The following is a 23,182-nucleotide window of genomic DNA, read 5'->3' on the forward strand; positions in this document are numbered from 1 at the left end:
TCAGCGAACGACCCGGATGGTCTTGGTGCCCTTGCGGTTGGCGAACTCGCCACGGACGACGACCTTCGTCTTGCCCCGCTTGGTGGCCTTCACCTTGGCGACGAAGCGGCCCTTGCCGTTGGCCTGGCCGGCCTTCTTCTTGCCGCCGACCTTCACGACCACGGACTCGGCCGGCGCGAGGCCGCGGACGAGGACCTTCACCGTCTTGCCCTTGCGGACCTTGGCCTTGGTGGTGATCCCGAGCTTCTTGGCGCCGAGGGCCTTGATCGTGGCCGTGTCGACGACGCCGGCCGCGTTGGCGACGGTCACGACCGTCGTCGACGTCCTCGTCCCGAGCTTGATCGGGAACTGCGCCTCGCCGGCAGCATTGGCCGTGGCGGCGAGCTTCTGCCCGTCAGGCGTCGTGGCGCACAGCGCGTCACCGGGAGCCGCACCGGTGACGCCTACCGACGGCGTGGTCCCGGCGCGGACGTACTCGGAGGTGAACAGCACGTTGGTGCCGGTGCCGGCGGGTGCCCACTTCAGCACCGGGATCGCCTGGGCGGTCGCGCGGCGCGCCTTGTCGCGCGTGGCCGGCGCGATCGGCTTGGTCACCAGCGCGGTCAGCGCGGCGTCGTCGTACGCGATCGAGCCGGTGTCGGCCGCGGCGTACTGCGCGCACGCGCCGGCGTTGACGACCTGGTGCGCCTTCACCCAGACGGCCGCCTTCTTGGCGCCCGCGGTGTCACCGACCTCACCGAGAGCCCAGCCGGCGAGTCCGGTGCTGTTGGCGTTCGGCGCCTCGGTGGAAGGGCCACCGCCGAAGGATCCGTCGCCCAATTGCTGCTGCTTCAGCCAGGCCGTCGCCGCCGCCACCGGCGCGGCCACTGCAGCGTCGTCATGCAGCGCGATCACGAAGAGGGCCGTCACGTCGGTGTCGGGTGCGCTTTCGGTCGCGGTGCCACCGTCACAGGTCTGATCGGCCGCTCCGGCGCTCTCGGTGAAGGAGAGTCGGAAGAACCCGGCCGCGCACTGCTGCTTCAGGAGGAACGATCGAACATCGGCCGCCAGGGGCGAGCTGCCTTGCGCGAGTCCCCGGGCGGCGAAGATCTGGCCGAGAGCGTTCGCGTAGTCACCGTACGAGCTCTGGTCGACGATGCGACCAGTGCTCGGGCCAGTGGTGGTGACGAGCGACTCCAACTGGGTCTGGAGGTCCACCCCGCCGAAGGCGTGCGGGTTGCCGCCGGACAAGCGGGCGAACCACATCGCCTTGGCCGTGGCTCCGGCGTACTGGCTGTCGACATCGCCGAAGGCGTCTCCGGTGGTGTAGCTCTCCACATGGGCGGCGAGCGCATCGCGAACGGCGACGACATCGGACTGGTGCCCGCCGACAGCTGCGAGAGCGACCGCCGTGTCGATTGACAGGCCGTAGTCGGGCCCGAACTCGCCAACGATCTCCCCACCGGTCAGTTGACCGGTCAGCCAGGTGGAGGCGGAGCCGGACGGGGACGGTTCGGCGGCGGTCGCCGCGGTCGGCGTTGCGACCAGGACGAGGGCGGTGAGAGCCGGCACGGCCACGAGGGCGGTGGCGCGACGTACGGAGCGGAGCATTGTTTCCTTCCCGCTGCTCAGCGGGAGGGGCTCGAGGTGGATCCCCGGGTCGCCACCCACTGCTTTCCACGACAGCGTGTGATCAGGACGCGTCGTGGCAGGCGCTCCGGCTCTACGGTTGCGGGTCAGCGCCGGAGTCTCACCGGCTTCCCCCGCCACGGGCGTACGTTGATGTGCCCGCGCAGCATAACTCCGCCGCGCGGGCAGCAACGAGTCAGGACAGCTTCTCCAGGACGAGCTCGCGCACCCGGCCGGCGTCGGCCTGGCCGCGCATCTCCTTCATGACCGCACCGATCAACGCCCCGGCCGCGGCCACCTTGCCGTCACGGATCTTGCCGGCGACGTCAGGGTTGGCGGCGATGGCGGCGTCGACCGCGGCCGAGAGTGCACCTTCGTCGGAGACGACGGCCAGCCCACGGGCGGCCACGATCTCCTCGGGTGTGCCCTCACCGGCGAGCAGGCCGTCGAAGACCTGCCGGGCGAGCTTGTCGTTGAGGGTGCCGCTGTCGACCAGCGCCTGGACAGCCGCGACCTGGGCCGGAGTGACCTCGAGGTCGGTGATGTCGAGACCCGCGTCGTTGGCCCGGCGGCCGAGGTCGGAGAGCCACCACTTGCGGGCCGCCTGCGGCGACGCGCCGGCGGCGACGGTCTCCTCGATCAGGCCCACCGCGCCGGCGGCCACGACGTCGCGCATCTCGAGGTCGGTGTAGCCCCAGTCGCCCTGCAGGCGGGCCCGCTTGAGCAGCGGGTTCTCCGGCAGCGTGCCGCGCAGCTCCTCGACCCACTCGCGCGACGGTGCGACCGGCACCAGGTCGGGCTCGGGGAAGTAGCGGTAGTCGTCGGCGTCGGACTTCTCGCGACCGCTCGTGGTGATCCCGGTGTCCTCGTGCCAGTGGCGCGTCTCCTGCAGGATCGAGCCACCCGCGTCGAGGATGCCGGCGTGGCGCTGCATCTCGTAGCGGACGGCCCGCTCGACGGAGCGGAACGAGTTGACGTTCTTGGTCTCGGTGCGGGTGCCGAGCACCCCCGAGCCCTTCGGCGCCAGCGACAGGTTGACGTCGGCGCGCAGGTTGCCCTGGTCCATCCGGGCCTCGGAGACGCCCAGGGCCAGGATCACGTCGCGCAGCTGGGAGACGTACGCGCGCGCCACGGCCGGCGCCTTCTCCCCCATGCCCTGGATCGGCTTGGTGACGATCTCGATGAGCGGGATGCCGGCCCGGTTGTAGTCGACCAGCGAGTGGTCGGCGCCGTGGATGCGCCCGGTGGCGCCACCGACGTGCAGCGACTTCCCGGTGTCCTCCTCCATGTGCGCGCGCTCGATCTCGACCCGGAAGGTCTCACCGTCGACCTCCACGTCCAGGTAGCCCTCGAACGCGATCGGCTCGTCGTACTGGCTGGTCTGGAAGTTCTTCGGCATGTCCGGGTAGAAGTAGTTCTTCCGGGCGAACCGGCACCACTCCGCGATCTCGCAGTTGAGGGCGAGGCCGATCCGGATCGCCGACTCGATCGCCTTGGCGTTGACCACCGGCATCGCGCCGGGCAGGCCGAGACAGGTCGGGCAGACCTGGGTGTTGGGCTCGCCGCCGAAGACGGCCGGGCAGCCGCAGAACATCTTGGTGTTGGTGTTGAGCTCGACGTGGACCTCCAGGCCCAGCGCCGGGTCGTACGCCGCCAGCACGTCGTCGAAGGCGACCAGGGTGTCCGTCATGCCGATGCCCCTTCCAGAGCGGGAGCCTTGTCGAGCAGGGGTCCGCCCCACTGCGCGACCAGCGCGGCCTCGAGGGCGGCGCCGACCCGATAGCAGCGGTCGTCGGCGAGGGCCGGCGCCAAGATCTGGAAGCCGGCCGGCAGGCCGTCCTCCTCGGCGAGGCCGCTGGGCACCGAGATGCCGGGGACGCCCGCCAGGTTGGCCGGGATGGTCGCGAGGTCGTTGAGGTACATCGCGATCGGGTCGTCGAGCTTCTCCCCCAGCTTGAACGCCGTGGTCGGCGCCGTCGGGGAGACCAGCACGTCGGCCTGCTCGAACGCGGCCTCGAAGTCGCGCGCGATCAGCGTGCGCACCTTCTGGGCCTGGCCGTAGTAGGCGTCGTAGTAGCCGCTGGACAGCGCGTAGGTGCCGAGGATGATCCGGCGCTTCACCTCGTCACCGAATCCGGCGTCGCGGGTCGCGCGCATCACCTCCTCGGCGCTCGCGTCGGGCTTGCCCTCGGGCCAGACCCGCAGGCCGTAGCGCATGGCGTCGAACTTCGCGAGGTTGCTGGACGCCTCGGCCGGCAGGATCAGGTAGTACGCCGCCATCGCGTGCACGAAGTTGGGGCAGGACACCTCGACGACCTCGGCGCCGGCCTTGACCAGCAGGTCGACCGACTCCTGGAAGCGGGTCATCACCCCGGGCTGCCAGCCGTCGCCCGCGAGCTCGGAGATCACGCCGATGCGCACGCCGGTCAAGTCGCCCACGGCGCCCTGCTTGGCGGCGGCCACCAGGTCGGGGATCGGCTGGTCGATGCTCGTGGAGTCCATCGGGTCGTGCCCACCGATGACCTCGTGCAGCAGAGCCGAGTCGAGCACGGTCCGGGTGACCGGCCCGGCCTGGTCGAGCGAGTTGGCGAGCGCGACGAGGCCGTAGCGCGACACCCCGCCGTACGTCGGCTTGACCCCGACCGTGCCGGTGACGGCGCCGGGCTGGCGGATCGAGCCACCGGTGTCGGTGCCGATCGCGAGCGGCGCCTCGAAGGCGGCCACGGCGGCGGCGGAACCACCGCCGGAACCGCCCGGGATCCGGTCCAGGTCCCACGGGTTGTGCGTGGCGCCGTACGCCGAGTGCTCGGTGGAGGAGCCCATCGCGAACTCGTCCATGTTGGTCTTGCCGAGGATCGGCAGGCCGGCGGCCTTGAGCTTGCTGACCACCGTCGCGTCGTACGGCGGGATCCAGCCCTCGAGGATCTTCGACCCGCACGTGGTCGGCAGCCCCTCGGTCGCGAGGACATCCTTGACGGCGATCGGCACGCCGTCCAGGGCCGAGAGCAGGGTGCCGGCGGCGCGACGCGCGTCGGACTCTGCCGCCTGGGCGAGCGCGCCCTCGGCGTCGACGTGCAGGAAGGCGTGCACCGCGCCGTCGACGGCGGCGATGCGGTCGAGGTGGGCCTGGGTCAGCTCGACCGAGGTGGTCTCGCCAGCGGCGAGCGCGTCGGCCAGCTCGGCCGCGGTCCGGTGGATGAGCGTCATCAGGCTTCCTCTCCCAGGATCCGCGGCACGGAGAAGCGCTGCTCGTCGACGGCCGGGGCGCCGGAGAGCGCCTGCTCGGGCGTCAGGCTCGGGCGCACGACGTCCTCGCGGAAGACGTTGGTGAGCGGCAGCGCGTGCGAGGTCGGGGGGATGTCGTCGCCGGCGACGCCGCTGATCGAGGCCACGGACTCCAAGATCACCGACAGCTGCGGTGCGAGATGGTCGAGCTCGTCGTCGGACAGGTCGATCCGGGCGAGGTTCGCCAGGTGCGCGACCTCGTCTCGGGAAATTTCGGGCATGTGGTCAATCCTAGGAGAGATGGGCCGGACCCAACCGATCGGGCCGATGCGGCATCTTCTCGGATGACCGATCGAGGAGGACCTCTTGGCAAGAACACTGACGGACGACGAGTTCGCCGAGTTCGTGCACGCCGCATGGCCCGGGCTCTACCGCACCGCGTATCTGATGCTCGGTGAGCACCAGCTCGCCGAGGACCTCGTCCAGACCTCGCTCGCCAAGACCTACGCCTCCTGGCGCAAGGTCAAGGAGCCCGCAGCGGCCCCGGCGTACGCCCGCGTCGTGCTCGCCAACACCGCCGCCTCCTGGTTCCGCCGGAAGTCCTGGCGCAACGAGCACCCCACCGAGGTGCTGCCGGATGCCGGCACCGAGCACGACCCGACTACCCGCACCGCCCTCGTCGACGCCCTGGCCACGCTCGCGCCACGCCAACGCGCCGTCGTGGTGCTCCGCTACTACGACGACCTCAGCGTCCGCGAGGTCGCCTACGCCCTCGGCATCTCCGAGGGCACCGTCAAGAGCCAGACCTCCGATGCACTCGCGCGACTGCGCGCCCAGCTCGGAGAAGCCGCCGTCCCGCACACCCTGGGAGCACACCGTGACTGAACGCCTCGCCCTTCTCCTCCGCCAGGAGGCTGACACCCTCGACGTGCCGACGGCACCCGCTGACGCGATCCTGTCGCGCGGTCGGCGCGTGCAGCGCCGGCGCCGGCTGGTCGTGGGCGCCACGGTGACGGCCGGCGTGGTCGCTGTGGCTGGACTCGGCATGAACCTGCCCGACCGGGCGCACTTCCGCCCGCCCACCGACCCCGCCGTGGCCAGCGCGCTGAACCCGGCCGGCTGGGCGGTCGCCTCAGGATCGACGCTGTCACTGGGCAACGGCGCCACCGTCACGCTCCCCAGCAAGGTCAAGTCGATCTACTACACGTCCGCCGGCAGCGTCGTGCGCACCGGGAAGGCCTCCTACACCGACGGCTCCGACTCCTCCTACGCCCTCGTGACCGACGACGGCGAGGTGCACAGCCTCGGTCTGCAGCTCGGCGACCGGGCACCAAGCTCCGACCCGACGCTGCCCTACCTCGCGTACGCCGAGAAGCGCGGTGTCGTCGGGCACGGCGACTGGACCGTCGTGCTGCGCGACGTCCGGACCGGCGACGTCGCGGCCACGATCCCCATCGACGGTGCCTTCAGCTGGGGTGGCTGGGAGGCCCCGCCCGTCGCGCTCGACGGGGACCACGTCTACGTCGGCCTCGACGACGCCACCCTGGAGGTCAACTGGCGCACAGGCGAGGTGGAGGACGCCGCGCACCTACCTTCGTCCCGCTTCCCCGGCGTGACCGCCGGCCACGAGGTGCTGGAGGACCAGCGCGGCAATCCCAGCGCGGTCATCGACGTGGCGACCGGGGACCGCGTGGTCTCCGACCTTCCCGCCGGACCCGCGGGGGCCAGCCTGTCGCCCGACGGTCGCTATGCCCTGCTCATCCCGTGGAGCACCTGCAACGACGACTACGTCTGCGTCTACGACGACCCGGCGTCGCAGGTCGTCGACCTGAGCGACGCCGCAAGCACGAAGCTCGACATCGGTGACCAGGCCGGCTGGACGCCCGACGGACGCGTCATCCGGGTCACGGACGGCGCCGTCGACCTCTGCTCCCCCGCCACCGGCGACTGCACGTCGACCGGGATCTCTCTGGGCGACGGGCCCGTCAAGGTGGGCGGCAACTCCTACGAGTCCTGAGGAGGTCCGTCGACGAGGAGGGCCTTGAAGCCCTCCTCGTCGAGGATCGGGACGCCGAGCTGCTCGGCCTTGTCGGCCTTCGACCCAGCGCTCTCCCCGATCACGACGTAGTCGGTCTTCTTGGACACCGACCCCGCTGCCTTGCCGCCGCGAGACAGGATCGCCTCCTTGGCGGAGTCGCGGCTGAAGTCGACCAGGGACCCGGTCACCACGATCGTCAGGCCCTCGAGGGTGCGGTCGATCGACTGGTCCCGCTTGTCCTCGAGCGAGACCCCGGCGGCCTTCCACTTGTCGACGATCGCGACGTGCCAGGGCTCCTTGAACCACTCGATCACCGCCTCGGCGATGGTCGGGCCCACCCCCTCGGCGGCGGCCAGCTCCGCCTCGGTCGCCTCCCTGATCGCCGCCATCGACCCGAACTCCTGCGCGAGCGCACGCGCCGCGCTGGGGCCGACGTGCCGGATCGAGAGCGCGACCAGCACCCGCCAGAGCGGCACCTGGAGCCGGGCGCCGAGGTTGTCGAGCAGCCGCTGACCGTTGGCGCTGAGCTGCAGGCCCTCCTCACCCTTCTTCGGAGCGCGGGTGAACAACGGCGCCTTGAGCAGCTGCTCGGCGGTCAGGTCGAACACGTCGCCCTCGTTGGTGATCACCTCGGCATCCAGCAGGGCGGTCGCCGCCTCGTAGCCCAGGCCCTCGATGTCGAACGCGTTGCGGCTCGCGACGAAGAAGACCCGTTCGCGCACCTGGCCCGGGCACTTCTCGTGGTTGGGGCAGCGCAGGTCCTTGTCACCCTCCTTCTGCTCCGCCAATGGTGTCGCGCAGGACGGGCACTTCGTCGGCATCTTCCAGGGTCGCAGCCCTGTGGGCCGCAGCGCGAGCACCGGCCCGAGGATCTCGGGGATCACGTCGCCGGCCTTGCGCAGGATCACGGTGTCGCCGGGGCGGACGTCCTTGCGCTTGACCTCGTGAGCATTGTGGAGGGTGGCGTTCTCGACGGTCGATCCGGCCACGAGGGTCGGCTCCATGACGCCGTACGGCGTGACGCGGCCGGTGCGGCCGACGTTGACCTTGATGTCCAGGAGCTTGGTGTTGACCTCCTCGGGCGGGTACTTGAACGCGATCGCCCAGCGCGGCGCGCGGCTGGTCGAGCCGAGCCGACGCTGGAGCGACACGTCGTCGACCTTCACCACGACACCATCGATCTCGTAGGGCACGATCGTGTGCCGGTGCTCGCCGGCGTTCTCGATGTAGGCCTCGACCTCCTTGAGGGTCGGCACGACCTTGACCTTCTCGCTGATCGGCAGGCCCCAGGCCCGTAGCGCCTCGTAGGCGTGCGACTGCGCCTTCGGCTCGAAGCCACGCCGCTCGCCGATGCCGTGGCAGACCATGTCGAGCGCGCGACTCGCGGTGACCCGCGGGTCCTTCTGGCGCAGCGACCCTGCCGCCGAGTTGCGCGGGTTGGCGAACGGCGCCTTGCCCGCCTCGAGCAGCGACTCGTTGAGCCGCTCGAACGCCTCGACCGGGAGGAAGACCTCTCCCCGCACCTCGATCAGGTCCGGCACCGGGAACTCGTCCGTGCCGGTCAGCCGGTCGGGCACCGACTCGATCGTGCGGACGTTGGGCGTGACGTCCTCCCCGGTGCTGCCGTCGCCGCGAGTCAGCGCCCGCTTGAGCCGGCCGCCCTCGTAGAGCAGGTTGATCGCCAGGCCGTCGACCTTGAGCTCGCAGAGCAGAGCGGGCTTCTCGATGCCGTCACGCGCGAGCCGGGCGTGCCACGACTCGAGCTCCTCGAAGGAGAACGCGTTGTCGAGGCTCTCCATCCGCCGGAGGTGGTCGACCGCGGTGAACTCGGTCGACACCGCTCCCCCGACCTTCTGCGTCGGCGAGTCCGGCGTACGCAGCTCGGGGAACTCCTCCTCGAGCTCCTGGAGCCGGCGCAGCCGCCGGTCGTAGTCGGCGTCGTCGAGGGTCGGGCTGTCGAGCACGAAGTAGCGCCAGCGGGCGTCCTCGATCTCCTCCGCGATCCGACGGTGCTCCTCCCGGGTCTCGGCCGGAGCGGCGTCGACCTGGGCATCCACAACTGGTTCGGAGGGAGTGCTCATGGGGGCATTCTGCCGCGCCGCACCGACACCGCCGGCGGCCCGGTCGGGAGGGCGCAAGAGATTTCTGAGAAAAATATCCGGTTGCTCGGAATTAATCGGCCGCCCTACGCTGTTCCGGATGAAACGAAACCGTTTCGTTTCATCTAGGTTAACGACTTCTGAACACCGCGAGGAGGACATCGATGACACCGACCGAACGCCCGCGAGTCGAGGGCGACCGCGAGCAGGAGATCCTCGACGCCACCCTCGAGGTGCTCGCCGACGTCGGCTACGACCGGCTCACCATGGACGCCGTGGCGACCAAGGCCAAGGCGTCCAAGGCCACGCTCTACCGCCGCTGGACCAACAAGGTCAGCCTGGTGATCGAGGCACTGCAGCACAGCAAGGGCCCCGTGCACGCACCGGACACGGGCTCCCTGCGCGGTGACCTCCAGCAGGTCTTCTGCGGCGTCGGAGGGTTGTCCGACCCGAAGTCAGTCGCGACCTTCGCCAGCGTACTGACCGCGATCTCCCGGGACGCGGCCTTCGCGGAGGCACTCCGCCGCGAGGTCATCGGCCCCAAGATCGCGGTCTCTCGCCAGCTCTGGGAACGCGCCCGCGACCGCGGAGAGATCCGCCCCGACGCCGACCTCGACCTGCTCGAGCCGGCGCTCGCCGGCATCATCCTCCACCGCGTGTTCGTGATGGGCGAGGTCCCCGACCTCGACATCATCACGCGCGTCATCGACCAGATCATCCTGCCGGCCGCCACCCGCGAACCGGCCACCATCCAGACGACCCAGAAGGAAGACTGATGACTGACGTCGCCAGTGCCGAGGCCACCATCCACAAGGCCTCCGGCAAGCCGCTGAACCTGAGGTGGGCGCTCGTGCTCATCTCGATCGCCCAGCTGATGGTGGTGCTCGACGCCTCCATCGCCAACATCGCGCTGCCCTTCATCGGCGCCGACCTCGACATCGACCAGGCCAACCTCACCTGGATCGTCACCGGCTACGCGCTCGCGTTCGGTGGCCTGCTGCTCCTCGGCGGTCGCCTCGGCGACCTCTACGGCCGCCGCAAGGTCTTCATGATCGGCCTGTCGATCTTCGCGGTCGCGTCGTTGCTCGGCGGCCTCGCCCAGAACGAGGCACTGCTGCTCTCGGCCCGAGGCCTCCAGGGCCTCGGCGCCGCGCTCGCCTCCCCCGCCGCGCTCGCACTGATCACCACGACCTTCCCCGCTGGTCCGACGCGCAACCGGGCGTTCGCGGTGTACGCCGCCATGTCCGGCGCCGGCGCCGCGGTCGGCCTGATCCTCGGTGGCTGGCTCACCGGCACATCGCCCGACATCCTGGGCGTCACCATCGACGGGTGGCGGCTGACGTTCCTCATCAACGTGCCGATCGGCCTGTTCGCAGCTGCCCTGGCTCCCCGGTTCCTCAACGAGTCGGAGTCGCACCCCGGCGAGCTCGACATCCCCGGCGCCATCACCGGCACCCTCGGCCTGCTCGGCCTGGTCTACGGCTTCAGCCGTGCCGGCGAGGCGGCACACGGCTGGGACGACCCCTGGACGATCGCGTCCCTGGTGGCCGGTGCTGTGCTGCTCGCGGCGTTCGCCTTCATCGAGTCTCGCGTGAAGCACCCACTGCTGCCGGTCCGGGTCTTCGCCAACCGCACCCGGGCCACCAGCTTCCTGGTGATGATGGTCGTGCCCGCGGCGATGTTCGCGATGTTCTACTTCCTGAGCCTCTTCATCCAGCTGGTGATGGGCTACAGCCCGCTGCACGCCGGGTTCGCGTTCCTGCCGTTCTCCGTCGGCATCGTGATCGGTGCGGGCCTGTCGTCCAACCTCGTCAACCGGATCGACGCCCGTTACATCGCCGGTGTCGGCACCTTGATGGCGGCGGCGTCCCTGGTGGGCTTCTCGCGGATCTCGGTCCCTGACTCGGCCGACGGCATCCTCTCGGCGATGCAGAGCGGCAGCCTGGGTGATGGCGTGAACTACTGGTCGTCGATCTTCCCGTTCATTGTGCTGATGTCGATCGGCATGGGCGCCGTGTTCGTGCCGCTCACCCTCACCGCGGTGCACCACCTCCGCTCTGAGGACTCGGGCATTGGCTCCGGCGTGCTGAACACCATGCAGCAGGTCGGCGGCGCGCTCGGACTGGCGATCCTGAGCACGGTCGCCCTGAGCGCGGCTTCCGACAAGAAGTCCGAGCTGGCCAGCGCGTTCACCCAGCAGGGTCTGCCGAAGGACCAGGTGGGCCAGCTGGCCTACCTGGGCTCGTTCACCAACGGCGCGACGGCGGCCTTCCTGGTCGGCGCCGGTCTGATCACACTGGGCTCGCTGGCCACGTGGCTCTTCCTCAACGTGAAGCACGAGGAGCTCGCGACCGACGGCCCCGAGGACGTTCCGGTCCACGTGGGCTGATCTGACGCACGACCACACGGGTCGTGTGCCTGAGAACGCGCGATAGCGCGGGCTCAGGCACACGACCCGTTCGTGCGTTCAGGACAGCGTGTCCTCGAGAGCCTTGATGAAAGCCGGGAGGTCGTCCGGGTTGCGGCTGGTGATGAGGGTGCCGCAGGATGGGTCCCCTCAGGTCAGGTTCGCGGCCGCGGTGCGCAGCAACTCGAGCGACTCGCGCGACCAGGCAGGCGAGGCACCGGCCAGTCCGCAGGTCGCGGTGATCACGAGGCGCTCCCCCACCTCGGTCGGGTCGAGGCCGAGCATGTCGAGCCAGCGCAGCACCCGCTCGGTGAGCTCCGTGTCGGTGGGCGCGGTGGCCGGGTCGAGCGACGGTACGACACCGAGCGCGACGGTGTCCCCACCCTCCAGCGCCTCGGCGAGCGCGTCGTGGTCGGCGGCCGTCAGCAGGCCGAGGTCGACCGAGATCCCACGCGCGCCCGACGTACGCAGCAACTCCAGCGGCGTGCCGGATGCGCAGGTGTGCACCCACGGCTCGGCTCCCGCTTCGGCGATCGCCTCGAGCACCCACGCCAGCGCCTCCGACGCCTCGGGCGGGTGCACCATCCGGTGTCGGCCGAACCCGGAGGCGGTCGGCACCTTCGCGCCGAGGACGGCGGCCAGCGCCGGCTCGTCGACCTGCACGATCAGGCGATCCACACCCGGCAGCCGTCGTCGTACGTCGGCCACGTGGCCACGTAGCCCCTCGGCCAGCGCCTGGGCCAGCTCGCGCCGGGCACCGAAGTCGCTGAGCACCTTGTCGCCGCGCGGCTTCTCGACGGTCGCCGCGAGCATCCACGGCCCGGCCACCTGGATCTTGAACGAACCGGAGTAGCCCTCTGTCAGGTCCTCGAGGGTGTCCAGGTCCTGGCCGAGCAGACTGCGCGCGCGCCGGTGGTCGACCCCTGGCGCGTCGGTGAGGCGCCAGCCAGCAGGCTGCAGGTCGGCCCCGAGCTCGGCCATCACGGCCAACGCTCGCCCGGTCATCCCGGCCGTCACACCCCGCGCCGGCAGCTCCGGCAGGTGCGGCAGGTCGGGCAGCTCGCCGAGGACGGTGCGGAGCGCTTCATCGAAGTCCTCGCCGGGATAGGACCCGACGCCGGTCGCGATCACCACGGGCGGGGCACCTGACGCCGCGGCGGTGAGTCAGCAACCGAAATCCCGCTCGCCGTGGCTCGAAACGGTTGCCTGCTCACCGCTGCCCCGCCGTTACCGACGACGTCGACGCGATGGTCGCGGATCCGACGACGCGGGTTCCGTCGTACAGCACCGCCGCCTGACCGGGCGCGATGCCGTACGCCGGCTCGAGCAGCTCGATCTCGACCGTCTCCCCGACGCTCACCCGCGCCGGGAGCTCCTCACCGTGCGCGCGGAGTTGGACCGTCCCGGAAAGCGACCGCGGGACGGTGCCACACCAGCGCGGCTTGATGCCGCTGAGCCGGTGCACCGCAAGATGCTCACGCGGACCCACGGTGACGGTGCCGGACACGGGCTCGATGTCGAGCACGAACCGCGGCTTCCCGTCCGGAGCCGGGCGGCCCAGCCGCAGCCCCTTGCGCTGGCCGATGGTGAACCCGTAGGTCCCGTCGTGCTGGCCGAGCACCTCCCCGGACTCGTCGAGGATCTCGCCGCCGTGGTTGGGCGCCTTGTCGCCTAGCTTCTCGCGCAGCCAGCCGGCGTTGTCGCCGTCGGCGACGAAGCAGATGTCGTGGCTGTCCGGCTTGTCGGCGACCAACAGGCCGCGCTCCGCCGCCTCGAGGCGTACGTCGGCCTTGGTCGAGTCGCCGAGCGGGAAGAGCGAGTGGGCGAGCTGCTGCTGGTCCAGCACGCCGAGCACGTAGGACTGGTCCTTGCCGTGGTCGACCGCGCGGTGCATCTCGATCAGCCCGTCCGCACCGGTGCGCAGCTGCGCGTAGTGCCCGGTCGCGACCGCGTCGAAGCCTAGCCCCAGCGCCCGGTCGAGGACGGCCGCGAACTTGATCTTCTCGTTGCAGCGCAGGCAGGGGTTGGGAGTGCGGCCGGCGGCGTACTCGTCCATGAAGTCCTCGACCACATCCTCGTGGAAGCGGTCGGACAGGTCCCAGACGTAGAACGGGATGCCGATCACGTCGGCGGCCCGTCGCGCGTCGTTGGAGTCCTCGATCGTGCAGCAGCCGCGGGCGCCGGAGCGGTACGACGCCGGGTTGCGCGATAGGGCCAGGTGGATGCCCGTGACGTCGTGGCCGGCCTCGACCGCGCGCGCCGCGGCGACGGCGGAGTCGACGCCGCCGGACATGGCAGCAACAATCCTCATCGCTTGGCTGCCCGGGCCCGTTCGACCACGGGCACGATCGCCTCGACGACCGCGTCGACGTCGGCCTGGGTCGAGGTGTGGCCGAGCGAGAAGCGCAGCGAGTGCCGGGCGGCCTCCTCGTCGCGACCCATCGCGAGCAGCACGTGCGACGGCTGCGGCACGCCGGCCGAGCAGGCGGAGCCGGTCGAGCACTCGATCCCGCGCGCGTCGAGCAGCATCAGCAGGGAGTCGCCCTCGCAGCCCGGGAAGCCGAGGTGTGCGTTGCCGGGCAGTCGCGCGCCGCTGTCGAGCGCGGGCCCGTGCAGGTGGGCGTCGGGCACGGCCGCGATGACCCGGCGCACCAGGTCGTCGCGCAGCGCCGAGATCCGGGTGGCGTGGTCCGCCTGCTGCTTGACCGCGAGCTCCACGGCCGCGGCGAAGCCGGCGATCGCCGGGGGGTCGATGGTGCCGCTGCGGATGTCGCGCTCCTGGCCGCCACCGTGCACCAACGGGGTGACGTCGAGCTCACGGCGCACGACGAGTGCGCCGACGCCGAAAGGGCCGCCGACCTTGTGTCCGGTGAGCGTCAGCGCGTCGACGCCCGAGCGGGCGAACGCCACCGGCACTGCCCCGACGGCCTGGACGGCGTCGGTGTGCACCGGGATGCCGTGCTCGGCCGCGATCGCGACGACCTCGTCGATGGGCTGCAGCGTGCCGACCTCGTTGTTGGCCCACATCACGGAGATCAGCGCCACCGAGCCGGGGTCGCGCTCGACCGCTGCCCGGAACGCGTCGACGTCGAGGCGAGCCTGCGAGTCGACGGCCAGAGGCCACACCGCGGCACCCTCGGCCGTCTCGAGCCAGTGGAGCGGGTCGAGCACGGCGTGGTGCTCGATCGACGTGGCGAGGATGCGGGTACGGCGCGGGTCGGCCGCGCGGCGCGACCAGTAGACGCCCTTGAGCGCCATGTTGTCGGCCTCGGTGCCGCCGGAGGTGAAGACGACCTCACCGGGCCGGCAGTCGAGGGCTTGGGCGATGGTCTCCCGGGACTCTTCGACCACGCGTCGGGCGTGCCTGCCGGAGGCGTGCAGCGAGCTGGCGTTGCCGACCTCGAGGAGGTGCGCCGTCATCGCCTCGACCGCTGCCGGCACCATCGGTGTGGTCGCAGCGTGGTCGAGGTAGACGGTCCTGTCGGTCATTGCACCGACCAGGGTACGGCGGTCAGCCAGCAACCGCGGAGGCGAGGTTGCCCAGCGAGCCCTCCAGTGCCGACGCCGGGACCAGCGGGAAGCCGATCTTGGCGAGCAGGTCCTGGTCCGTGACCTTGCCCCAGTCGTAGGTCAGCGTGACCGCCGTGGCGTCAGATCCCTCCGCCTTCAGGTCCCAGACCCACTCCCACCCGGGCGGCTCGGTGCCGGCGGGCGCGGTCTGCCAAGCGAGCAGGTGGTTCTTGTCGTAGCCCGTGACGGTGTTGTCGGTCTGGTAGTCGCCGCCCAGGTGCGGGCCGGACATGTTCATCCGGAACACCTGCCCGGTCCCGGTGATCCGGTCGCTCTTCTCGTCGCTGAGGACGAAGCCGGACCCGTCGAGCTCGGGGTGCCGCTCCGGGTTGGAAAGGACGATGCGCGACGGCCCGGTGCCGCGGTGCCGCCGTCAGCGGCGACAGACGACTTCTCGCTCCCTCCGAGATCGCGCCCCCCTCCCGGGGGCGGGGTCCCAGTCCCGTATCCATCACCCGAACGTGAAAACCCGAGTTGCACTGAGTGGCCGAAGATCGAGTGTGGCCGAACAGTGGCACTCACTTCAGGGCGACGGTGGCGACCACGGCGCGATGGTCGCTACCGGGCACGGCGCGCGTCTTCATGCCCAGGGCGGCGAGCCGCTCCCCCACCAGGACGTGGTCGATCTGGGCGAGCGGCAGCCCGAGGACGTCGTACCTGCCGCCGCCGGGCCACGTGGGGTGCCAGCCGTCGTTCGCGAGCTCGCCGACATCACGGTAGCCGCGGTCGGTGAGAGTGCGCATCGAGCGGTGGTCGGCAGTCGCGTTGAAGTCACCCACGACGAGGTCGGGCTCGTCGTCGGCCACCGCGTGGAGGATGACCGCCTGGTCGCGCTCCCAGCCGGTGGCGTCGACGGGGTACGTCGGGTGCACCGCCTGCACGCGAAGGTCTCCCATCAGGAAGCTCCAGCTGCCGAGGGCGGTCGGCACCCGCGACGACTCGGTCAGCGGGGTCCGCGAGAACGCCATCGTGCCGCTGGCCATGCTCCCGGGCAGGCCCACGCGGTTCGGCAGCAGGTCCGGCAACCCGGCCCGGTCCATGTCGGCGAGCACCGCAGGCGTCACCTCCTGCAGCACCAGCAGGTCGACGTGCTGCTCGGTGGCGGTGCGCACCACCTCGATGCCGTCCGCCTCGCCGAGGCGGAGGTTTGCTGTCATCACGACCAGCGGCGTCGCGTCGTCCGCGGCCGGCGGATTGGCGCCGGACACCTGCGGCGCGTACCACCACCCGTGCAGCACCAGCCCGCCGACGGCGACCAGTACGACCGGGAGCGCGGCGCCCCGCCACCGACGGCGTACGGCCAGCCGGGCCAGGGCGAGCAGCAGCACGACGGCGTACAGCACCAGCGCCAGCGGCGTGAACGCGACGAGCGCGATGCCGAGCCGGCCGTCGGGCTCGGTCAGGCGCGCGGCGGTGATCGCCAACGCCGCCACCAGGACGAGGCCGACGACGACCCAGAAGACGACCACCCGCGCACGCACGGGCCCAAACTAGCGGGGTCAGAGAAGCACGAGATCGTCGCGGTGCACGACCTCGCGCTCGTAGCCCGCGCCCAGCTCGCGCTTGAGGTCGCTCGACGTGCGGCCGAGCAGCTGCGGCAGCTCCTCGGCGTCGAAGTTCACCAGGCCGCGGGCGACGGGGGTGCCGTCGGGGGCGGCGATGTCGACCGGCTCGCCCGCGTGGAAGGTGCCCTCGACCGCCGTGATGCCGGCTGCGAGCAGGGAAGCGCGGCGCTCGACCACGGCGCGGACGGCGCCGGCGTCGAGGACCAGGGTGCCCTTCGGCTCGGTCGCGTGGGCGAGCCACAGCAGCCGGGTCGGCCGGCGGCGGCCGGTGGAGTGGAAGAGCGTGCCGACCGGCTCCCCCGCAAGCGCACGACCGGCGTTGTCGGCCGAGGTCAGCACCACGGGGATGCCCGCGCCGGTGGCGATCCGGGCCGCGTCGACCTTGGTCTGCATGCCGCCGGTGCCGAGCCCGGCGCTGCCGGCCTTGCCGATCCGGACCTCGTCGAGATCCTCGACCGACCGCACGTCCGACAGCAGGGAGCTGCCCGGGTCGCCGGGGTTGGCGTCGTACAGGCCGTCCACGTCGCTGAGCAGCACCAGCAGGTCGGCGTGGACCAGGTGGGCGACCAGGGCCGCCAGCCGGTCGTTGTCGCCGAACCGGATCTCACTGGTCGCGACGGTGTCGTTCTCGTTGACGATCGGCAGCACGCCGTACTCGAGCAGCTTGGCGAAGGTCTGGTAGGCGTTGCGGTAGTGCGAACGACGGGTCACGTCGTCGACGGTCAGCAGGATCTGCCCCGCGATCACCCCGTGCCGCGCCAGCTCCTCGGTGTAGCGGTGCACCAGCAGCCCCTGGCCGACCGAGGCCGCGGCCTGCTGCGCGGGCAGCACCTTGGGTCGCCTCTTCAGCCCGAGGGGCGCGAGTCCTGCCGCGATGGCGCCCGAGGACACCAGCACCACCTCGGCGCCGTTGACGCGCAGCTTGGCGAGCACGTCGACCAGGTCACGGACGCGACCGGGGTCGATGCCGCCGGCCGCGGTCGTCAGGGAGGAGGACCCGACCTTGACGACGATCCGCTTCGCCCCGGTCACCTCGGCGCGGGTGTTCACTTCCCCGAGTCGTTCGCTCCGGGGTCGTTCTCGGCCCAGTCGGGATCCTCGGTGCTGCCGATCTCGTACGACTGAGGGCCGTACGTCTCGGGCTTGTCGAGGCGTCGCGCCACGTCGGCCCGGGTCTCACCCTCGCCGCGCTCGGGCAGCGCCTCCTGGATCGCCCGGCGGCGGTGCGCCGCGGGACGGTCGTCGTCGAACCGCTGGTCCTCGCCGCGGCGGCTGAGGATCTCGACGCCGGCGTCGATGCCGGGCTTGAAGTCGAAGACCACCGCGTTGTCGGGGTGGCCGATGAGGACGGCGTCACCCTCCTCGGCACCCAGCTTGAGCAGGCGGGTCTCCACACCGAGTCGGTTGAGCCGGTCGGCGAGGAAGCCGACGGCCTCGTCGTTGCTGAAGTCGGTCTGGCGGATCCAGCGCTCGGGCTTCTCGCCGCGCACCCGCCAGCCGTCCTGGGTCGAGGTGATCGTGAACTCTTCCTTGCCGTCGGCCGACGGCGGGCGCAGCACGATCCGGGTCGCCTCGACCGTGGGCTTGGCGACGCGTGCCGACTCGACGATGGCGGCCATCGCGAAGATCAGCTCGCGCATCCCCTCGCCGGACGCGGCCGAGACCTCGAAGACGTCGAGCCCACGGCCGCGCAGCTCCTCGACGACGAAGCCGGCGATGTCCCGGCCGTCGGGGACGTCGATCTTGTTGAGGGCCACCAGACGCGGCCGGTCCTCGAGCCCGCCGTACCGGCTCAGCTCGAGCTCGATGATGTCGAGGTCGTCGACCGGGTTGCGGCCCGGCTCGATGCTGGCCGCGTCGATGACGTGGACCAGGGCCGCACACCGCTCGATGTGGCGCAGGAAGTCGTGGCCAAGGCCTCGACCGTCGCTGGCACCCTCGATCAGGCCGGGGACGTCGGCGACGGTGAACGTCGTGTCGCCGGCAGTGACCACGCCGAGGTTGGGCACCAGGGTGGTGAACGGGTAGTCGGCGATCTTGGGCCGGGCCCGGGAGATCGCGGCGATGACGCTGGACTTGCCCGCGCTCGGGAAGCCGACCAGGCCGATGTCGGCGACCACCTTCAGCTCGAGCACGATCTCGAGCTCGTCGCCGGGCTCGCCCAGCAGTGCGAAGCCGGGGGCCTTGCGCTTGGACGAGGCGAGGGCGGCATTGCCGAGACCGCCGCGGCCGCCCTGCGCGACCACGAGCTCGGTGCCGGGGCCGACCAGGTCGGCGAGCACGTTGCCCTGCGGGTCGGTCACCAAGGTGCCGTCGGGGACCGGGAGCACGAGGTCGGAGCCGTGGCCGCCGTTCTTGTGGTCACCGGCGCCGTGGCCACCGGACTCGGCGCTGCGCTTGGGGCTGTGGTGGTAGTCGATCAGGGTGGTGACATCGGGGTCGACCCGCAGGATCACCGAGCCGCCGGGGCCGCCGTTGCCGCCATCGGGGCCGCCGAGCGGCTTGAACTTCTCACGGTGGACCGAGGCCACACCGTGCCCGCCGCGGCCGGCGCTGATGTGCAGCGACACCCGATCGACGAAGGTGGGTACAGCCATGGTCTCTCCTAGAAATGATCGAAGGGCGTCCCGAGTTTCAGGGACGCCCTTCGATGGTGAAGCGAATGTGGGTGAGCGTCAGGTCACTCGCCCGGGACGACGTTCACGACGCGGCGACCGCGACGCGTGCCGAACTCGACAGCACCCGCGACGAGCGCGAACAGGGTGTCGTCGCCGCCGCGGCCGACGCCGGCGCCCGGGTGGAAGTGGGTGCCACGCTGGCGCACGATGATCTCGCCCGCGTTGACGACCTGGCCGCCGTACCGCTTGACGCCGAGGCGCTGGGAGTTTGAGTCGCGGCCGTTCTTGGTGGACGCCGCGCCCTTCTTGTGTGCCATGTCGTGATCCTTAGTTCGGTACTGGCTTCGTGAGTGCCTGGAGACCTGGAGCCGGGGGCTCAGAGGGAGATGTCGGTGACCTTGACCTGGGTGTACTTCTGGCGGTGCCCCTGGCGCTTCTTGTAGCCGGTCTTGTTCTTGTACTTCTGGATGATGATCTTGGGGCCCTTGGTGGCGCCGAGGATCTCGACGGTCACGGACGCCTTGTCGAGCGCCTTGGCATCCGAGGTGACGGTCTCACCGTCGACGACGAGGACCACCGGGAGCTTCACCGAGTCGCCGGCCGCCGTGGTGATCTTGTCGATCTCGATGACGTCGCCGACGGCAACCTTCTGCTGCTTGGCGCCTGCGCGCACGATCGCGTACACCGCGGTCTCCTTCGTCGTCTTGCTGAGCTGAATGGAACGTCTGAGTCTGGCAACTCTGTCTGGGGCACAACGCTTTGGACGGCGCCGCACAGAGACAGGCGCACAGAATGCGCACCGAGAGTCAATAGTACGGACGAGCCCGCCGTACGGCAAAACAGCGCCGTCCGGCCCGGGTCAGCGCTTGCGCGAGCCCTTCTTCTTGATCGGGACGTGCTCCACGTGGGGGTGCTCCCCCTCAGCGTGGTCGCCGTCCTCATCGCCGGTCGTCGCGGCCGACACCTCGGCCGGAGGACCGGCCGGGCGGGTCGCCGACCGACCACGGGTGCGGGTGACCACCTTCGGGGGCTCCGGCGCTGCCACCGGCTCCGCCACGGCATCGACGACGGGCGGCTCGACGACGGGCTGCACGGCGACGGGCTGTGGCTCTGCCAGCACCACGACGGGTGCTGGCTCGGCCGCGGGCCGCGGCGCGCTGCGACGGCGGCTGCGGGTCGTCACCTTCGGCGGTGCCGGTTCCGGGTCCGCCTCCGGCTCGGCCAGGGTCTCGACGGCCGCGGTCTCCTCGACCAGGGCCTCCTCGACCAGGGCCTCCTCGACCGGCGCCTCCTCGACCGACGAGGCCTCGACGGCCAGCTCGGTCGGAGCCGCCACGAGGGGCGTCTCCTCCGGGATGTCCTCGTGCTCGTGGTCATGCTCGTGCTCGGCGTTCTCCGGGCGTGCCATCGCGGCGACGTCCTTGGGCGAGGGCGCCTTCGCACCGCCGCCGGTGCCGGCTGCGGCGTCGTCCTGCCCGCGGCCGCGGCCACGGCCCCGACGGCCACCACCGCCGCCGCCACCGCGACGCGGCTCGTCGTCGGAGCTGTCCTTGGGTGCGACCGGTGCGTCATGGATGACGAGACCGCGACCCTGGCAGTGCGAGCAGTTCTCGCTGAACGCCTCGACCAGGCCGGTCCCGATCCGCTTGCGGGTCATCTGCACGAGCCCGAGCGAGGTCACCTCGGCGACCTGGTGGCGGGTGCGGTCGCGGCCCAAGCACTCGATCAGGCGACGGAGCACCAGGTCGCGGTTGGACTCGAGGACCATGTCGATGAAGTCGACGACGATGATGCCGCCGATGTCGCGCAGCCGGAGCTGGCGGACGATCTCCTCGGCCGCTTCGAGGTTGTTCTTGGTGACCGTCTCCTCGAGGTTGCCACCGGAGCCGGTGAACTTGCCGGTGTTGACGTCGACGACGGTCATCGCCTCGGTGCGGTCGATGACCAGGGAGCCGCCCGAGGGCAGCCAGACCTTGCGGTCGAGACCCTTGGCGATCTGCTCCTCGATGCGGTACTCCGCGAAGACGTCGGCCTTGCCGCCCTGGCCGTTGGCGCCGGGCTCGTAGCGCTCGAGGCGCTGCTCCAGGTCGGGCGCGACCTGCGCGACGTATCCCTGCACGGTGTCCCAGGCGTCGTCGCCCTGGATGACGAGCTTCGTGAAGTCCTCGGTGAACAGGTCACGGACGACCTTGAGGGTGAGGTCCGGCTCGCCGTACAGGAGCTGCGGGGCGCTGCCCTTGACCTTGCCCTCGATGTCCTCCCAGCGGGCCTTGAGCCGCTCGACGTCGCGGGTCAGCTCCTCCTCGCTGGCGCCCTCGGCTGCCGTGCGCACGATGACGCCGGCGGTGTCCGGGACGATCTCCTTGAGCAGCGTCTTGAGACGGTTGCGCTCGGTGTCGGGCAGCTTGCGGGAGATCCCGCTGGTGGTGCCGTCCGGCACGTAGACCAGGAACCGGCCGGCCAGGCTGATCTGGCTGGTCAGCCGGGCACCCTTGTGCCCGATCGGGTCCTTCGAGACCTGGACCAGGATGGTCTGGCCGGAGGACAGCACCGACTCGATCTTGCGGGGCTGCCCGTCCTTGTGGCCGAGCGCCGACCAGTTGACCTCACCGGCGTAGAGGACCGCGTTGCGACCCTTGCCGATGTCGATGAACGCCGCCTCCATGGAGGGCAGCACGTTCTGCACGCGGCCGAGGTAGACGTTGCCGATCAGCGACGTCTGGGACGCGCGGGCGACGTAATGCTCGACCAGGACCTTGTCCTCGAGGACGCCGATCTGGGTCAGGTCCTCGCGCTGACGCACCACCATCACCCGGTCGACGGACTCGCGGCGGGCCAGGAACTCGGCCTCGCTGACGATCGGGGCGCGACGGCGACCGGCCTCGCGGCCCTCGCGACGGCGCTGCTTCTTGGCCTCCAAGCGGGTGGAGCCCTGGATCGAGGTGATCTCGTCCTCGGCGGAGCGCTGGCGGCGGACTCGGGTGACGGTGTTGGCGGGGTCGTCCCCGCCTTCTCCCCCACCGTCGTCGCCGGAGCGACGGCGGCGACGCCGGCGGCGCGACGACGGGCTGTCGCCCGAGCCGTCCTCACTGTCGGTGGCGGACTCGTCACGCGCTTCGTCCGCGCTGTCGTCGGAGTCCTCGGACTCGTCGGAGTCACCCTCGGAGCTGGCGTCGCCGGGCTTGCGCCGGCGGCGGCCGCCACGGCGACGGCGGCGCCGAGCCGGGCCGTTGCCGTCGCCCGACTGCTCGTCGCCCTCAGCGGACTCGTCCTCGTCGGTGGACTCGGTCGGCTCGGCGGTCTCAACGATCTCGTCCTCGTCGGCCGGCTGGTCGGCCTTGGCCGACTTCCTGCCGCCGGAGCGGCCGCCCTGCTTGCCGCCCGGCGACTTCTTCTTCGGGGCCGGCTTGTCCTGCTCGGTGTCGTCCGCGTCGCTCGGCTCGGCCTCGACGATCGGGGTCTCCGGTTCGGCGGCTTCGGCGGGTGCGGCGGCGGCCGCCTTGCGGGTACGGCGGGCCGGCGCCTTCTTCGCGACGGGCGCCTGGAACAGCAGCGCGGTGGCCGCCGTCTCCTCAGCGGTCGCCTCAGCAGGCGTCTCGGCGGCTGTCTCAACGGGCGCCTCGTCGGCTGCGGCGGTCTTCTTCGCGGTCGTCTTCGCAGTGCTCGCCTTCTTGGCAGCCGCCTTCTTGGCGGGGGCGCGCTTCGCGGCCTTCTTGGCCGGCGGCGCGTCGACGCCCAGGTCGAGCTGACCGTCACCGGCCGGCTCAGCGATCGGCTCGACGACCGGTGCGGCGGGCTCCGCGGCGGCCGCTGCCTTCTTCGCCGGAGCCTTCTTGGCTGCCGCCTTCTTGGCAGGCGCCTTCTTGGCGGCCGCCTTCTTGGCTGCGGCCTTCTTCACCGGCTTGTCCGCTGCCGGTGAGGTGGGGGTGGATTCCTCGGCCTGGAGGTCGTCGGCCATCTGTTGCACTCCTAGCGCCCCGCGACTCGCACCGGGCGGTCCGACGCCGGCCACCCGAGTACTCAGGGCGGACGACGCAAAGCCTTCGTGTGGC

General features: G+C 71.1%; 19 protein-coding genes. 4 read left to right on the plus strand and 15 right to left on the minus strand.

Annotated elements, in window-relative coordinates; genetic code table 11:
• The 4 genes from ABEA33_RS03750 to gatC all read right to left on the minus strand — a co-directional run bounded on the left by ABEA33_RS03750 (position 1) and on the right by gatC (position 5,114).
• Complete coding sequence (locus tag ABEA33_RS03750; RefSeq protein WP_345525242.1) at positions 1–1,590, minus strand: prenyltransferase/squalene oxidase repeat-containing protein; 1,590 nt, start codon at positions 1,588–1,590, stop codon at positions 1–3.
• 214 nt (positions 1,591–1,804) lie between these two features.
• A complete protein-coding gene (gene gatB / locus ABEA33_RS03755; protein ID WP_345525243.1) occupies positions 1,805–3,298 on the minus strand; it encodes an Asp-tRNA(Asn)/Glu-tRNA(Gln) amidotransferase subunit GatB in 1,494 nt (497 codons plus the stop codon).
• Positions 3,295–4,815 carry an Asp-tRNA(Asn)/Glu-tRNA(Gln) amidotransferase subunit GatA gene (gene gatA, locus ABEA33_RS03760; protein ID WP_345525244.1) on the minus strand — a complete coding sequence of 507 codons (1,521 nt, stop codon included), beginning with the start codon at positions 4,813–4,815 and terminating at the stop codon, positions 3,295–3,297. Before gatA ends, gatB begins: the two co-directional genes overlap by 4 nt.
• Positions 4,815–5,114 carry an Asp-tRNA(Asn)/Glu-tRNA(Gln) amidotransferase subunit GatC gene (gene gatC, locus ABEA33_RS03765; RefSeq protein WP_345525247.1) on the minus strand — a complete coding sequence of 100 codons (300 nt, stop codon included), beginning with the start codon at positions 5,112–5,114 and terminating at the stop codon, positions 4,815–4,817. Before gatC ends, gatA begins: the two co-directional genes overlap by 1 nt.
• A gap of 85 nt (positions 5,115–5,199) precedes the next feature.
• On the opposite strand from gatC, the gene ABEA33_RS03770 reads away from it, so the two are divergent.
• On the plus strand, positions 5,200–5,718 hold the full coding sequence (locus ABEA33_RS03770) for a SigE family RNA polymerase sigma factor (RefSeq protein ID WP_345525249.1): 519 nt from the start codon (positions 5,200–5,202) through the stop codon (positions 5,716–5,718).
• Positions 5,711–6,850 (plus strand): hypothetical protein, encoded by a 1,140-nt coding sequence (locus tag ABEA33_RS03775; protein WP_345525250.1) that lies wholly within the window; start codon positions 5,711–5,713, stop codon positions 6,848–6,850. The genes ABEA33_RS03770 and ABEA33_RS03775 overlap by 8 nt, the downstream gene beginning before the upstream one ends.
• On the opposite strand, the gene ligA is transcribed toward ABEA33_RS03775, so the two are convergent.
• Complete coding sequence (gene ligA, locus ABEA33_RS03780; RefSeq protein WP_345525252.1) at positions 6,838–8,952, minus strand: NAD-dependent DNA ligase LigA; 2,115 nt, start codon at positions 8,950–8,952, stop codon at positions 6,838–6,840. The genes ABEA33_RS03775 and ligA overlap by 13 nt on opposite strands.
• 182 nt (positions 8,953–9,134) lie before the next feature.
• On the opposite strand from ligA, the gene ABEA33_RS03785 reads away from it, so the two are divergent.
• Together ABEA33_RS03785 and ABEA33_RS03790 are read left to right on the plus strand one after the other, a co-directional pair.
• On the plus strand, positions 9,135–9,746 hold the full coding sequence (locus tag ABEA33_RS03785; protein ID WP_345525253.1) for a TetR/AcrR family transcriptional regulator: 612 nt from the start codon (positions 9,135–9,137) through the stop codon (positions 9,744–9,746).
• Positions 9,746–11,359, plus strand: coding sequence for an MFS transporter (locus tag ABEA33_RS03790; RefSeq protein ID WP_345525254.1), 1,614 nt, complete (start codon positions 9,746–9,748; stop codon positions 11,357–11,359). The genes ABEA33_RS03785 and ABEA33_RS03790 overlap by 1 nt, the downstream gene beginning before the upstream one ends.
• 168 nt (positions 11,360–11,527) lie before the next feature.
• On the opposite strand, the gene ABEA33_RS03795 is transcribed toward ABEA33_RS03790, so the two are convergent.
• From ABEA33_RS03795 to ABEA33_RS03840, 10 genes are all read right to left on the minus strand, one after another.
• On the minus strand, positions 11,528–12,511 hold the full coding sequence (locus ABEA33_RS03795; protein WP_345525255.1) for a methionine synthase: 984 nt from the start codon (positions 12,509–12,511) through the stop codon (positions 11,528–11,530).
• A gap of 76 nt (positions 12,512–12,587) precedes the next feature.
• Complete coding sequence (mnmA, locus tag ABEA33_RS03800) at positions 12,588–13,688, minus strand: tRNA 2-thiouridine(34) synthase MnmA (RefSeq protein WP_345525256.1); 1,101 nt, start codon at positions 13,686–13,688, stop codon at positions 12,588–12,590.
• Positions 13,685–14,866 (minus strand): cysteine desulfurase family protein, encoded by a 1,182-nt coding sequence (locus ABEA33_RS03805; protein ID WP_345525257.1) that lies wholly within the window; start codon positions 14,864–14,866, stop codon positions 13,685–13,687. The genes mnmA and ABEA33_RS03805 overlap by 4 nt, the downstream gene beginning before the upstream one ends.
• A gap of 22 nt (positions 14,867–14,888) precedes the next feature.
• A complete protein-coding gene (locus ABEA33_RS03810) occupies positions 14,889–15,185 on the minus strand; it encodes an SRPBCC family protein (RefSeq protein ID WP_345525258.1) in 297 nt (98 codons plus the stop codon).
• A 280-nt stretch (positions 15,186–15,465) separates the two neighbouring features.
• Entirely contained in the window at positions 15,466–16,428 is a 963-nt protein-coding gene (locus ABEA33_RS03815) for an endonuclease/exonuclease/phosphatase family protein (protein ID WP_345525260.1), read from the minus strand.
• Between the two features lie 18 nt (positions 16,429–16,446).
• Complete coding sequence (gene proB / locus ABEA33_RS03820) at positions 16,447–17,562, minus strand: glutamate 5-kinase (protein ID WP_345525262.1); 1,116 nt, start codon at positions 17,560–17,562, stop codon at positions 16,447–16,449.
• Positions 17,559–19,109: a GTPase ObgE gene (gene obgE / locus ABEA33_RS03825; RefSeq protein WP_345525264.1), complete on the minus strand. Its 1,551-nt coding sequence runs from the start codon at positions 19,107–19,109 to the stop codon at positions 17,559–17,561. The genes proB and obgE overlap by 4 nt, the downstream gene beginning before the upstream one ends.
• 83 nt (positions 19,110–19,192) lie before the next feature.
• Positions 19,193–19,447: a 50S ribosomal protein L27 gene (gene rpmA / locus ABEA33_RS03830; protein ID WP_345518548.1), complete on the minus strand. Its 255-nt coding sequence runs from the start codon at positions 19,445–19,447 to the stop codon at positions 19,193–19,195.
• Positions 19,448–19,506: 59 nt separating this feature from the next.
• Positions 19,507–19,815: a 50S ribosomal protein L21 gene (rplU, locus tag ABEA33_RS03835; RefSeq protein ID WP_345525265.1), complete on the minus strand. Its 309-nt coding sequence runs from the start codon at positions 19,813–19,815 to the stop codon at positions 19,507–19,509.
• A 174-nt stretch (positions 19,816–19,989) separates the two neighbouring features.
• On the minus strand, positions 19,990–23,088 hold the full coding sequence (locus tag ABEA33_RS03840) for an Rne/Rng family ribonuclease (protein WP_345525266.1): 3,099 nt from the start codon (positions 23,086–23,088) through the stop codon (positions 19,990–19,992).
• Between the last annotated feature and the right edge of the window lie 94 nt (positions 23,089–23,182).

Source organism: Nocardioides endophyticus (genome assembly GCF_039543845.1).
GTDB lineage: Bacteria > Actinomycetota > Actinomycetes > Propionibacteriales > Nocardioidaceae > Nocardioides > Nocardioides endophyticus.

Bases quoted from the DNA above. Each gene is read 5' to 3' on its own strand.
- ABEA33_RS03750 (WP_345525242.1), bottom strand. From the start codon at position 1,590: ATGCTCCGCTCCGTACGTCGCGCCACCGCCCTCGTGGCCGTGCCGGCT.
- gatB (WP_345525243.1), bottom strand. From the start codon at position 3,298: ATGACGGACACCCTGGTCGCCTTCGACGACGTGCTGGCGGCGTACGAC.
- gatA (WP_345525244.1), bottom strand. From the start codon at position 4,815: ATGACGCTCATCCACCGGACCGCGGCCGAGCTGGCCGACGCGCTCGCC.
- gatC (WP_345525247.1), bottom strand. From the start codon at position 5,114: ATGCCCGAAATTTCCCGAGACGAGGTCGCGCACCTGGCGAACCTCGCC.
- ligA (WP_345525252.1), bottom strand. From the start codon at position 8,952: ATGAGCACTCCCTCCGAACCAGTTGTGGATGCCCAGGTCGACGCCGCT.
- ABEA33_RS03785 (WP_345525253.1), top strand. From the start codon at position 9,135: ATGACACCGACCGAACGCCCGCGAGTCGAGGGCGACCGCGAGCAGGAG.
- ABEA33_RS03790 (WP_345525254.1), top strand. From the start codon at position 9,746: ATGACTGACGTCGCCAGTGCCGAGGCCACCATCCACAAGGCCTCCGGC.
- mnmA (WP_345525256.1), bottom strand. From the start codon at position 13,688: ATGAGGATTGTTGCTGCCATGTCCGGCGGCGTCGACTCCGCCGTCGCC.
- ABEA33_RS03805 (WP_345525257.1), bottom strand. From the start codon at position 14,866: ATGACCGACAGGACCGTCTACCTCGACCACGCTGCGACCACACCGATG.
- ABEA33_RS03810 (WP_345525258.1), bottom strand. From the start codon at position 15,185: ATGAACATGTCCGGCCCGCACCTGGGCGGCGACTACCAGACCGACAAC.
- obgE (WP_345525264.1), bottom strand. From the start codon at position 19,109: ATGGCTGTACCCACCTTCGTCGATCGGGTGTCGCTGCACATCAGCGCC.
- rpmA (WP_345518548.1), bottom strand. From the start codon at position 19,447: ATGGCACACAAGAAGGGCGCGGCGTCCACCAAGAACGGCCGCGACTCA.
- ABEA33_RS03840 (WP_345525266.1), bottom strand. From the start codon at position 23,088: ATGGCCGACGACCTCCAGGCCGAGGAATCCACCCCCACCTCACCGGCA.